The sequence below is a fragment of the Ruegeria sp. HKCCD6426 genome, assembly GCF_057221115.1.
Map to the genome: position 1 here is coordinate 1 of NZ_JBWVBF010000017.1, position 11737 is coordinate 11737.

11 protein-coding genes and 1 pseudogene are annotated in these 11737 nt (G+C 58.2%); 6 read left to right on the forward strand and 6 right to left on the reverse strand.

Annotation, left to right across the window (positions count from 1 at the left end):
* The 5 genes and pseudogenes from glyA (AC2TDA_RS22685) to AC2TDA_RS22705 form a co-directional block, all read right to left on the reverse strand.
* Positions 1-151, reverse strand: a pseudogene (gene glyA / locus AC2TDA_RS22685) (serine hydroxymethyltransferase); the annotation flags it as partial.
* Positions 152-235: 84 nt separating this feature from the next.
* Positions 236-1207: a 2-hydroxyacid dehydrogenase gene (locus AC2TDA_RS22690; protein WP_480881385.1), complete on the reverse strand. Its 972-nt coding sequence runs from the start codon at positions 1205-1207 to the stop codon at positions 236-238.
* Positions 1207-2094 (reverse strand): succinate--CoA ligase subunit alpha, encoded by an 888-nt coding sequence (sucD, locus tag AC2TDA_RS22695; RefSeq protein WP_480881386.1) that lies wholly within the window; start codon positions 2092-2094, stop codon positions 1207-1209. Before sucD ends, AC2TDA_RS22690 begins: the two co-directional genes overlap by 1 nt.
* A complete protein-coding gene (locus AC2TDA_RS22700) occupies positions 2094-3290 on the reverse strand; it encodes a malate--CoA ligase subunit beta (protein ID WP_480850989.1) in 1197 nt (398 codons plus the stop codon). The genes sucD and AC2TDA_RS22700 overlap by 1 nt, the downstream gene beginning before the upstream one ends.
* Positions 3291-3305: 15 nt before the next feature.
* Positions 3306-4547: a pyridoxal-phosphate-dependent aminotransferase family protein gene (locus AC2TDA_RS22705; RefSeq protein WP_480881387.1), complete on the reverse strand. Its 1242-nt coding sequence runs from the start codon at positions 4545-4547 to the stop codon at positions 3306-3308.
* Between the two features lie 220 nt (positions 4548-4767).
* Between AC2TDA_RS22705 and AC2TDA_RS22710 the strand changes: the two genes are divergently transcribed.
* Entirely contained in the window at positions 4768-5397 is a 630-nt protein-coding gene (locus AC2TDA_RS22710) for a response regulator transcription factor (protein ID WP_480850993.1), read from the forward strand.
* A 15-nt stretch (positions 5398-5412) separates the two neighbouring features.
* Here AC2TDA_RS22710 and AC2TDA_RS22715 read toward each other — a convergent pair whose 3' ends face one another.
* Positions 5413-6015, reverse strand: coding sequence for a helix-turn-helix domain-containing protein (locus AC2TDA_RS22715; RefSeq protein ID WP_480881389.1), 603 nt, complete (start codon positions 6013-6015; stop codon positions 5413-5415).
* A 148-nt stretch (positions 6016-6163) separates the two neighbouring features.
* Here AC2TDA_RS22715 and glyA (AC2TDA_RS22720) point away from each other — a divergent pair, with 148 nt between their 5' ends.
* The 5 genes from glyA (AC2TDA_RS22720) to AC2TDA_RS22740 all read left to right on the forward strand — a co-directional run bounded on the left by glyA (AC2TDA_RS22720) (position 6164) and on the right by AC2TDA_RS22740 (position 11671).
* Positions 6164-7417 (forward strand): serine hydroxymethyltransferase, encoded by a 1254-nt coding sequence (gene glyA, locus AC2TDA_RS22720; protein ID WP_480850996.1) that lies wholly within the window; start codon positions 6164-6166, stop codon positions 7415-7417.
* Between the two features lie 11 nt (positions 7418-7428).
* The gene (lpdA, locus tag AC2TDA_RS22725; protein ID WP_480881390.1) at positions 7429-8811 is read left to right on the forward strand and encodes a dihydrolipoyl dehydrogenase; all 1383 of its coding nucleotides are present in this window, start codon (positions 7429-7431) and stop codon (positions 8809-8811) included.
* 14 nt (positions 8812-8825) lie between these two features.
* Positions 8826-9770 (forward strand): lipoyl synthase, encoded by a 945-nt coding sequence (gene lipA / locus AC2TDA_RS22730; RefSeq protein ID WP_480881391.1) that lies wholly within the window; start codon positions 8826-8828, stop codon positions 9768-9770.
* A gap of 25 nt (positions 9771-9795) precedes the next feature.
* A complete protein-coding gene (locus tag AC2TDA_RS22735; RefSeq protein WP_480851001.1) occupies positions 9796-11169 on the forward strand; it encodes an alanine/glycine:cation symporter family protein in 1374 nt (457 codons plus the stop codon).
* Between the two features lie 79 nt (positions 11170-11248).
* The gene (locus tag AC2TDA_RS22740; RefSeq protein ID WP_480881393.1) at positions 11249-11671 is read left to right on the forward strand and encodes a universal stress protein; all 423 of its coding nucleotides are present in this window, start codon (positions 11249-11251) and stop codon (positions 11669-11671) included.
* The last annotated feature ends 66 nt before the right edge of the window (positions 11672-11737 follow it).

Sequence of the window (11737 nt, forward strand, 5' to 3'; positions counted from 1 at the left end):
TCACGGCGGCAGAGACGATGTTCTCGGACGCGATCAGTTCGATCTCGTCGCGCTGACGACCTAGCTCGGATGTGATCGAGCCGAACAGCTCGGGATCACGATCCGAGAGAGACTGGGTGAAAAAACCGTTTGTACGATGAGGGGCATTCACGGGTCATATCTCCTTTGAGAGAGGAACCAACACAGCCGCTGTGGCCGCATTGGCGTTCATTTGTTGACGTTTCAAGGATGGGCGTCAGATCACACGATCACGTGGTTCCCGGCCTTCGAAAAAGTCACTCAGGTTATCGAGCACACGGAATCCCATCGCCTCGCGCGCCTCCTTTGTGGCGCTGCCCAGATGCGGCAGCATCACGAGGTTGTCGCATTGCAGAAGGTCTGGACTGATGCGGGGTTCGCCGTCGAAGACGTCCAGCGCCGCGCCGCCGATCATATCGAACATCAAAGCCTGAATCAGAGCCCATTCGTCGATCACTTCACCGCGTGCGGTGTTGATCAGGAAGGCGTCGGATTTCATCAGGCTCAGCCTGCGCGAATTGATCAGGTGCCGGTTTGCGGAACCACCGGGACAGTGGAGGGACACGAAATCACACTGGGGCAACAACTCATCGATTGTGTCCACTTGCGTTGCATTGCACCGGGCCAATACGTCCGGCGGCACCTTACTGCGGTTGTAAACAAGGATGTCCATACCGAACCCATGATGGGCACGCCGGGCCATTTCTTGTCCGATGCGGCCATATCCGATGATCCCCAGCGTCTTGCCGCTGACCTTGGTGCCGACCAAATGCGTGGGCCGCCAACCAGTCCAGTTGCCAGCCCGCAATTCGCGTTCACCTTCGCCCGCACGGCGGGCCGCCATCAAAAGCAGCGTCATGGCGATATCTGCGGTGCACTCTGACAACACGTCCGGCGTGTTGGTCACTGTCATTCCCCGTTCACGCGCCGACGGCTCACAAATATGGCTGTAACCGACGCCGTAGTTGGCGATGATTTTTGTTTGCGCCCCAGGGACATCCAGCGCCTCGGCGCTCAGAGTATCCGTGACCGTCGGCAAAACGGCATCATAGGATTTCAACGCCTGCCGGATTTCGGCCGGGGACATAGGCTTGTCCCCAGTGTTCAAAACAGCGTTATAGTTCTCGGCCAGCTGCGCCTCGACGGCGGCAGGCCAGCGACGGGTAACAAGGACCGAGGGTTTGACCATCACGCAGCCTCCATCACACGAGCAATTGTTTCACCGATCACGGCCGGGTTTTCAGCAACGGTCACACCGGCGGCGGACAGAATTTCAACCTTCTCGCTGGCGCTTTCACCGAAGGCCGAGATGATCGCACCTGCGTGGCCCATTGTCCGGCCCTTGGGCGCGGTCAGGCCCGCCACGTAGGCAATGACGGGTTTGGTGATGTGATCGCGGATGTACTCCGCCGCTTCTGCTTCCTGCGGCCCACCGATTTCACCGATCATTGCGATGACATGGGTATCCTCATCTTCTTCGAAACGCTGCAGGATGTCCTTGAAGGACGATCCGTTGATCGGATCTCCGCCGATGCCAACGCTGGTCGATACGCCGATCCCGCGTTCTTTGAGCTGCGCCGCGGCTTCATAGCCCAGCGTACCCGAGCGGCCAATGATGCCCACATTTCCCGGCAGATAGATGTGGCCCGGCATGATCCCCAGCATGGCTTTGCCGGGCGATATCGTGCCCGCGCAATTGGGACCGGTCAGAACCATGCGCTTTTCCTTGGGATAGCGATACATGTACCGTTTGACGCGGATCATATCCTGCGCCGGGATGCCGTCGGTGATGCAGACGCAGTAGCGGATGCCGGCATCTGCGGCCTCCATGATCGCGTCTGCAGCAAACGGGGGCGGCACGAAAATCAGGCTCGCATCCGCGCCGGTTTCCTTTACGGCCTGCTTGACTGTGTCGAAAACTGGTACGCATTCAACGGTGTCGCCGTGTTTGCCAGGAACCACGCCGCCCACAACGTTTGTACCATAGCTCAGCATGTCTTTGGTGTGGAACCGGGCCATGCGCCCGGTGATGCCCTGCACGATGACGCGAGAGTCACGATCGAGAAGAATGCTCATTACACAGCCCTCATCTTAGTGCCTTGAGTAAGGTCGTTTCGCCATGCGCCCACGGCGCGTTCTGCGGCTTCCATCAATGTCGTGGCGCGAATGACGGGCAGGCCCGATTTGGCGAGGATTTTCTGCCCTTCTTCGACGTTCGTGCCGGCCAGGCGGACGACAACCGGGATGTCGATATCCAGCTCCTTCAGGGCCTGAACGACGCCTTCGGCCACCCAGTCGCACCGGTTGATACCGGCGAAGATATTGACCAGGATTGCCTGTACGTTGTCGTCTGACAGAACCAGGCGGAATGCTTTGGTCACACGTTCAGGTGACGCACCCCCACCGATGTCGAGGAAGTTGGCGGGTTCGCCCCCGGCCAGCTTGATCGTGTCCATCGTGGCCATGGCCAGACCGGCGCCGTTCACGATGCAGCCGATATTGCCTTCAAGGCCAACATAAGACAGGCCCCGATCGGCCGCGCGGCTTTCGCGCGGGTCTTCCTGGCTCTTGTCGCGCAGTTCCGCGATCTGCGGATGGCGGAACAGGGCGTTGTCGTCAAAGCTCATCTTGGCGTCCAGAGCCAAGACACGGTCGTCGCCGGTGATGACGAGCGGATTGATCTCAACCATGGTGGCGTCCAGATCGCTGAAGGCGGCGTAGCAGCCCTGTAGTGTGCGCACCATTTGCTGGACCAGTTTGGGCTCCAGCCCCAGTTCGAACGCAATCTCGCGTGCCTGGAATTCCTGCAACCCAACCGCTGGTTCGACAATCGACCGGACAATGCTCTCGGGACGTTCGGCCGAAATATCCTCGATCTCCATCCCGCCTTCCGACGAGGCGACGATCATGACTCGCTGGCTGGATCGATCGAGGACGAAACCCAGATAGATTTCGCGGTCAATCGGCACGGCGGATTCGACATAGACACGGTAGATGCCTTTGCCTTCCGGACCGGTCTGATGCGTGACCAGTTTGCGACCGAACAGGTCATCGCAGGCCTCATAGATTTCGTTTTCGGTGTTGCACAGCTTGACGCCACCCGCTTTGCCGCGGCCACCAGCGTGAACCTGCGCCTTGACGATCCATTTGTCGCCGCCCAGTTCGCGGGCCCGATAGGCCGCTTGCTCGGGGCTGTAGGCCAATGCGCCCGACGGCACATCGACACCGAAGTTGGCAAGGATTTCCTTCGCCTGGTATTCGTGGATATCCATCTGTTCCGCTCCTGTTTATGCAGCGATTGAAGTGCCGTAACGGCTTTCAAGCAAAGCTTCGATTGCGTCCTGATCGACCTCTCCGCCCAGCTCGCGCAGGGCCTCGGCGAACAGGCGAACGATCCGGCTGACGGCCTCGCGGTTCAGCTGGTTGAGGATGCCGATGCGCACCTGAACCGGCGCGCTGAGCGTTGGCCAGATACCAAAACCCCGGCCCCGGCAATTCTGCACCAGTTCCATCTCACGACCCGCCAGCTCGGGCGGCAAATTGAGGACGACGAGGCTGGGCATGTCCGAGGTCACTTCGCACCCCATCTCGATCACGGCGTCGCGCAGGACCTTTTCGTGGGTCCGATAGGACATCGATCGTTTCGCCAACCCTTCCTGCAGGGTTAGGCGCAGCGATTCATGGAATGCGGCAACTGCGTAGCCGGAATGGGTCCGGTGATAGGTGCCTTTTTCCACGTCCTGCCCGTCAACGATGCCCCAGTGGCGGGCCTCGAAAATCGGGTTATGCACATAAGTGTAGGCACCGGATGTTTTCAACGTTTCGATATAGGCATAGGTGAAGCTGACCGGCGCATAGGTCAGCGGCAGGCAGCACAGGCCTTTCTGCGGGCAGGACGCCCAACCGGCGATGCCCGGAAAATCATCAATCGAGAAGTCATCGGCCCCCAGTGACGAAACCGCGTCGATCAGGCCCATGGCACCATTGCGCTCGCATGCTTCCGAGAACCCGCGCAAGTCGTTGACGCGGCCTGATCCAGTTTCCCAATGCGCCATGAATGCCCATTTCGGTTTGTGCTCGGCCAAAGCGGTCTCGACCGCCTCACCCGTTACTGGCTGGCCATGCGGAACCTCGATCACCGTGACGCTGGCAGCCTGAGGGTCAAGCGGTTTGGCTGCGTGCTCTTCCGGTGTCGCGGCCTTGATCCGCAGGGTCAGCGCATCGATGCCGGAGAAAGTGCCATTGGTGAAGGCAACTACCTTGTCACCGGGCATAACTGCGGAAAACATCGTGTCCAGGGCGCTCCAACCGGTGCCGGCAACCGCGAAGGTATAGGCATTCTCGGTGCCCCAGATTTTCCGCAGCATGTGCTTGCACTCGACCATGCCCCTGAGGACGTCGCCCTGCATGTGGTCCGCCACACCTGCGCTGGCAAAGGCGCTCAGGACGCGGGCGTCGGTATTGCCCGGTCCCGGGCCCGCAGCGAGAGTCTCGGGGATCTCGAGCGGAGGGAAAACCTGAAAAGTCATCGTTGGACATCCTCGGCAGTTAACCGGGCTCAGCGGCCCGTCGTGTTTCGTTGCCAGACAGAAAACCGAGACTTGTCAGGTTACACAACGTAACTTACTACTGCTTTAGCATGGCTATTAGTATGGGAAGTAACCTACCCATATTGGTAAAAATACCAAGGTATACCGAAATGCGCCCCATCCAAATGGGTAGGTTTTGGAAAAATAAGGGAGAATTCAGATGGTTGACGCGCCCAATCCGCCGATCGATGTCATGCTGGCCGACAGCAACCCGTTGGTTCTTTCTGCTATGTCGGAGATTTTTGAGCGCGACCCGCGATTCTCTCTCGTCGCGACGTCAGCCACTGCCGAGGGGTTTTTAGGAACTGTGATGCGGGTCCCCGTTCAGGTCGGCGTGGTGGACTGGAATCTGCCGGTTTTGGGCGCGGCCAAGCTGATCGAAGTCCTGCGTGAGCAGACCAACGCGCCCCGCTTTGTTGTCTACGGCGATACGGCTGGTGATACTCCGCGGCTGGCGATGCAAGCCGGTGCAGCAGGTTTTGCTGCCCGATCAGGCGAGGTCGAAGGCCTTCTGGAAACCTGTGCCGAGGTGGCGGCGGGGAAAATGGTGTTTCCGTTCATCGACGTTCGAAAAATGCAACAAGACCCAATCCAAAGCCTGTCACGCAAAGAGCGTGCAATTCTTGAAGCTCTGGCCAAGGGTATGTCGAACCGTGATCTTTCAAAGGAGCTTCAGATTTCTACGAACACGGTGAAATTTCACCTTTCGAACATCTATGAAAAGTTGGCGGTCAAAAACAGGACCCAGGCAATCGCGTATTATTACTCGTCTCAGTTTTCCGGGGGCTAGGTTGGCTATTGAACGTCAATCCAATGACACCCACAGGACCTGCGCATCTTCGTCACTGGTTGATACGCAACCGTGGCCCATCCCGCTGTCATAATAAAGCGAGTCACCTGCCTTCATCGGTAGCGGCCGATAGTGCTCTGAGATAAAGATCAGCTCGCCGCTCAGAACATACATGAATTCCTCACCCGAGTGCCTGATCCAGTTTTCGAACTCGGAAATGTCCCGCGCCTTTATCGTGGCAATATAGGGAAGCATCCGCTTGCTGGTCAGTTCCGGGCACAGCAATTCGTGAAGATAGGTCGGCGTTTGCCGGATTTCGCCTTCGCCTTTTGGGGTGAAGTCGCGCCGACCGGAAATGCCAGACTGGCCTGACTGCAAAAACAGCTGAGGTGTGTTCATGTCCAGCGCTTGCGTCAGGCGGCGTACGATGTCGAAGCTTGGTCGGGTCTGGTTGTTCTCGATTTTTGAAAGGGTGGAGCGACCGATCCCTGCTGCGCGTCCTGCTTCCTCCAAAGTCCAGCCTTTCGCGCGACGCGCGTCCCGGATGGATCGTCCCAAGGCTGCGCCATCGTGTTGTTCGTCCGGACCGGAAACATCCGTTTGTTTATCGTCGGTCAAACATAATCTCCCCATTTTATTGAAGGTTACACATTTCCCTTGTGGCACACAACTTCACAAATATGAGATTTATGTTGCTTTGTGTGCACGTTTTCCACTATAGGAAACAAAATTTCGTACCTGAGATTCGGTGCAGAGGGAGGAGACTATGTTCAAAACGTCGCTGACTGAGGCAGATCCGGTTATTGCCGCGTCGATTTCGCGTGAGCGCGCGCGTCAAGCTGAGCAGATCGAACTTATCGCATCCGAGAACATCGTCTCGCAGGCTGTGATCGATGCTCAGGGGTCTGTGCTGACCAATAAATATGCCGAAGGCTATCCTGGCCGCCGCTATTATGGTGGGTGCGAATATGTCGACGAAGTCGAAGTAGAGGCCATCGAGCGCCTGAAGCAGTTGTTCGGCTGTGAATATGCCAACGTCCAGCCCCATTCGGGCGCGCAGGCCAATGGCGCGGTCAAGCTGGCACTGCTCAGCCCCGGTGACACTATACTGGGCATGTCGCTGGACGCTGGCGGTCACCTGACCCATGGCGCACGTCCTGCTCAATCCGGTAAATGGTTTCGTCCAATCCAGTACGGTCTGACCGATGCCGGTTTGATCGACTACGATCAGGTCGCGGAACTGGCGAAGGCCGAGAAACCCAAGCTGATCATTGCCGGTGCATCGGCTTATTCCCAAAAGATCGACTTTGCCCGATTCCGTGAAATCGCAGATGAGGTTGGAGCATGGCTGCTGGCGGACATGGCGCATATCGCTGGTCTGGTTGCAACCGGCCTGCACCCGTCCCCCGTTGGTCACGCACATGTCGTCACCTCGACAACGCATAAGACCCTGCGAGGCCCGCGCGGCGGCATCATCCTGACAAACGACGAGGCGCTGGCGAAGAAGATTAACTCGGCCGTCTTTCCTGGCCTTCAGGGTGGACCTTTGATGCATGTGATAGCAGGCAAAGCGGTTGCCTTTGGCGAAGCGTTAAAGCCGGAATTCAAGGAATACATGCAGCGCGTCGTCGACAGCGCTTCGGCCTTGGCAAATGTGATGATGGCGCGTGGCTGTGACATCGTTTCGGGCGGAACCGAAAACCACCTGATGCTTGTTGACCTGCGCCCGATTGGCGTGAAGGGCAAGGACGCCGAAGCTGCGCTGGAACGCGCCGGGTTCACTTGCAACAAGAACAGCGTTCCGGGCGACCCGGAGAAACCCACTATCACCAGCGGGGTCCGTCTGGGAACTGCTGCCGGTTGTAGCCGTGGGTTCGGACCCGAAGAGTTCAAGCAGATCGGCCATCTAATCGGCAACGTGCTGGATGCTCTGGCTCAATCTCCGGAAGGTGACGCAGCCGTCGAAAAAGAAACCCGTGAAAAAGTCCGCACCTTGTGCGCGAGCCATCCGATTTATTGAGAGAATACCCGATGAATACCTACGATCTCATTGTTATCGGCGGTGGGCCAGGCGGCTATGTCGCCGCGATCCGCGCGGCCCAACTGGGCATGAAAGTGGCTTGCGTCGAAGGACGCGGGGCGCTTGGCGGGACCTGTCTGAATGTGGGGTGCATACCCTCCAAAGCGTTGCTGACCTCCTCGGCCAAATATGCCGAACTTGCACATCTCTCCTCCCATGGCATTGCGGTCGAGGGGGCCAGCATCGATGTGGGCGCGATGATGGGTCGCAAAGACAAGATCGTGGGTGACCTGACCAAGGGCATCGCATTTCTGTTCAAAAAGAACGGTGTTGACCTGATCGAAGGCTGGGCGAGTATTCCAGCCGCAGGGCAGGTCAAGGTCGGTGATGAGGTCTATGAGGCCAATAACACTCTGATCGCCACAGGTTCCGAGCCGACCCCGCTGAGCGGGATCGAGATTGACGAACAGGACATTCTCAGCTCGACCGGTGCGATTGCACTGGAGAGCGTGCCAGAGCATTTGGTGGTCATTGGAGCTGGCGTGATCGGTCTGGAGCTGGGCCAGGTCTGGGCGCGACTGGGCGCCAAGGTTACCGTTGTCGAGTATCTGGACCGTGTTCTGCCGGGGATCGATGGTGAAATCGCCAAGTTGGCGCAGCGTGCCTTGTCCAAGCGTGGTCTCAAGTTCCAGCTGGGTCGGGCCCTGAAATCGGTCGACAAAACCGAGGCCGGCCTGACCCTGACAATGGATCGTGTCGGCAAAGACAAAGAAGAGGTGATGGAGGCCGATAAGGTTCTGATAGCTGTTGGCCGACGCCCGGTGATCCGGGGCCTTGGTCTGAATGAACTGGGCGTGGCGGTAAACGCCCGCGGGTTTATCGAAGTGGATAATACGTTCCAGACTTCAGTGCCCGGCGTCTACGCAATCGGCGATTGTATCCCCGGCCCGATGCTGGCGCACAAGGCCGAAGAAGACGGCGTTGCCTGTGTCGAAATGCTGGCCGGTCAGGCAGGCCACGTAGACTACAATACCGTTCCGGGTGTGGTTTATACCGACCCCGAGGTCGCTTCTGTCGGGCTCACCGAAGAAGCGCTGAAAGAAGCGGGAACCGAGTATTCTGTCGGCAAATTCGCCTTCATGGCCAATTCCCGGGCGCGTTCGACCGGAGATACAGACGGGGCCGTCAAGGTTCTTTCCGATGCCAACGGCAATATCCTGGGTGCACATATCTGCGGTGCGCATGGCGGTGATCTGATTGCTGAACTGGTTCTGGCCATGACCAAAGGCGCAACCGTCGCCGAGGTCGCCGCAACCTGCCACGCGCATCCGGCCATGGGCGAGGCGGTCAAGGAAGCCTGCCTTGACGCCATGGGCCGCGCAATCCACGCGTGAATGAGGGTAGCCAAATGACCATTCAGCTTCGCCCCCGTCACCCTGAAAAGGCCAAAAAGGCCGACAGTGTCATTCCGCGCAAGCCTAAATGGATTCGCAAGAAAAAGGTTGAAGGGTCCGAGTACTACGAGACCCGGCGCCTGATGCGTGACCACGAACTGACAACAGTGTGCGAAGAGGCAGCTTGCCCCAACATCGGTGAGTGTTGGTCAAAGCGCCACGCTACGATGATGATCATGGGTGAGATTTGTACCCGTGGCTGTTCTTTCTGCAACGTGGCCACCGGTCGCCCAGATGACCTGGATGTATTCGAGCCGGGTCGAGTTGCGGCGGCGGTGAAAAAGCTGGGTTTGCGCCATGTGGTCATCACATCGGTAGACCGCGACGATTTGGATGATGGTGGGGCCGAGCATATCGCGCAAACCATCCGTGCCGTACGCCACCAGAACCCAGAGACCACGGTCGAGGTGCTGACTCCGGATTTCCTGGGCAAAGGCAGGGCGGCAGAAATTGTCTTTGAAGCTGCGCCAGATGTGTTCAATCACAATCTGGAAACTGTGCCGCACCTGTACCCGACAGTTCGTCCCGGCGCGCGCTATTACACGTCGCTGCGGCTTCTGGACGATGCCAAGCGTATGAACCGGAAAATCTTCACAAAATCAGGACTTATGGTAGGTTTGGGCGAGACTCTGAACGATGTGCGTCAGGTTATGGATGATCTGCGCGCCGCCAATGTCGATTTTCTGACGGTCGGTCAATACCTGCAACCGACGCCAAAACATCACCCGATTGACCGGTTCTGGTCGCCGGAGGAGTTTGAAAAACTGGAACACATTGCCCGATCAAAGGGCTTTCTGCACGTGTCGGCAACACCGCTGACCCGGTCGTCGTTCCACGCGGACGAAGACTTTGCCGCCCTCAAGCAGGCCCGCCAGCGGGCCATCGCCAACGGGGCATAAACCAAACGCAAATGGGAGGGAAACCATGGAAGCGTTAAATTCAATCGTAGGGGCCATAAATGGCGTTGTGTGGGGGCCGCTGATGCTGGTCCTCATTCTTGGCGTCGGCTTCTTCCTGCAGGTGGGGCTGAAATTCATGCCGATCCTGCGTGTAGGCACCGGCTTCAAGCTGTTGTTTGCAGGCCGTGAAGGTCAAGGTGACGGTCAGATCAGCCCGTTCAACGCGCTGATGACTTCGCTGTCGGCGACCATCGGTACCGGCAACATCGCCGGTGTGGCTACTGCTGTCTTCCTGGGCGGTCCGGGCGCATTGTTCTGGATGTGGATGACCGCCCTGGTGGGCATGGCCACCAAATATGCCGAAGCTGTCTGCGCGGTGAAGTATCGCGAGAAGGACGAGTTGGGTAACTTTGTCGGCGGTCCGATGTACTACATCAAGAACGGTCTCAGCGCGAACTGGCACTGGCTGGGCTGGGCTTTTGCGCTGTTCGGTGCGGTTGCGGCCTTTGGCATTGGTAACGGAGTACAAGCCAATGGTGTGGCTCAGGTTCTGGATTCGAACTTTGGCATCAATACCTCGGTTACTGGCATTGTGCTGATGGTTCTGACGGCAGGCGTTATCCTGGGCGGCATCACCCGCATTGGTGCTGTTGCAGGCAAACTGGTTCCGTTTATGGCGGTTGCGTACATCATCGCCGGTCTGCTGGTTTTGCTGATCAACATCGGCAACATCGGCAGTGCACTGTCGCTGGTCTTCACCTACGCATTCACCCCGTCAGCCGCCGAAGGTGGTTTCGCGGGTGCAGCCGTCTGGGCCGCGATCCGCTTTGGTGTGGCACGCGGTGTGTTCTCGAACGAAGCCGGTCTGGGTTCCGCCCCGATCGCACACGCGGCAGCCGAGACCAAAGGCCCGGTCAATCAGGGCCTGATCGCGATGCTCGGCACGTTCATCGACACCATCATCGTGTGCTCGATTACCGGTCTTGCAATCATCTCGTCAGGCGCATGGACCAGCGGTGAATCGGGGGCGGCGCTGACCCGTCTGGCGTTTGAGACCTCGTTGCCCGGATTTGGTGGGCACCTGATCGCAATCGCGCTGTCGATCTTCGCCTTCACCACCATCCTCGGCTGGTCGTTCTACGGCGAGAAATGCGTGGAATTCCTGTTGGGCGTCAAATCCCTGCTGCCTTACCGGGTGCTGTGGATCGTTGCGATCTACTTCGGTGCAACAGCGGATCTGGGCTTTGTCTGGCTGCTGGCAGATACTCTGAACGCGATGATGGCCATTCCGAACCTGATCGCCCTGGCCCTGCTGAGCCCGATCGTCTTCAAACTGACGAAAGAGTTTTTCGCCTCGGGCGGCAAGTCTGAAGAGCCAGGCGGCACTGCCGCCGAGTAATCTCGGCCCTAAGTATCAACGGGGGGCCATCCCGGCCCCCCGCCTTTTAACAGTATTCCATATCTCGAGGAGAGACGTGATGGCCACGAAAATCCTGCTGCCTATTGATCACTCTGACGACCGTTCGTGGAAAAACGCCCTTCCAGTCGCACTGGAACAGGCGAAATTCTACGGTGCCGAGCTGCACGCCGTCGCCGTGATCCCCGAGATCATCCAGTTGCCGAACCTGCCCGCCAACTATGGTGCCGGCGCCAAAGATCATGTGCGCAATGCGGTTCAGGCCATTCTGGACAAGGGCAATGCCTCTGACGTGCCTGTGCATGTCGAAGAAGGCAGCGTCTACCGTGAAATCCTGAAGCTCGCCCATAGGGAAGGCTTCGATCTTATCGTCATGGCTTCGACCAAAGGCGATTTCCCGAACTACGAAATTGGCCCGAACCTGGCCCGTGTCGTGCGCAATGCACATTGCACGGTGATGGTGGTTCGCGACATGAAGCGCTAATTGAGAGGATTGCCGATATGAGTTCACCGAAGCGCACGCCGTTGTATGACTTGCATGTTGAGTTGG

Coding starts and splice junctions, on each gene's coding strand:
- AC2TDA_RS22690 (WP_480881385.1), bottom strand. CDS start 1,207: ATGGTCAAACCCTCGGTCCTTGTTACCCGTCGCTGGCCTGCCGCCGTC.
- sucD (WP_480881386.1), bottom strand. CDS start 2,094: ATGAGCATTCTTCTCGATCGTGACTCTCGCGTCATCGTGCAGGGCATC.
- AC2TDA_RS22700 (WP_480850989.1), bottom strand. CDS start 3,290: ATGGATATCCACGAATACCAGGCGAAGGAAATCCTTGCCAACTTCGGT.
- AC2TDA_RS22705 (WP_480881387.1), bottom strand. CDS start 4,547: ATGACTTTTCAGGTTTTCCCTCCGCTCGAGATCCCCGAGACTCTCGCT.
- AC2TDA_RS22710 (WP_480850993.1), top strand. CDS start 4,768: ATGGTTGACGCGCCCAATCCGCCGATCGATGTCATGCTGGCCGACAGC.
- glyA (WP_480850996.1), top strand. CDS start 6,164: ATGTTCAAAACGTCGCTGACTGAGGCAGATCCGGTTATTGCCGCGTCG.
- lpdA (WP_480881390.1), top strand. CDS start 7,429: ATGAATACCTACGATCTCATTGTTATCGGCGGTGGGCCAGGCGGCTAT.
- lipA (WP_480881391.1), top strand. CDS start 8,826: ATGACCATTCAGCTTCGCCCCCGTCACCCTGAAAAGGCCAAAAAGGCC.
- AC2TDA_RS22735 (WP_480851001.1), top strand. CDS start 9,796: ATGGAAGCGTTAAATTCAATCGTAGGGGCCATAAATGGCGTTGTGTGG.
- AC2TDA_RS22740 (WP_480881393.1), top strand. CDS start 11,249: ATGGCCACGAAAATCCTGCTGCCTATTGATCACTCTGACGACCGTTCG.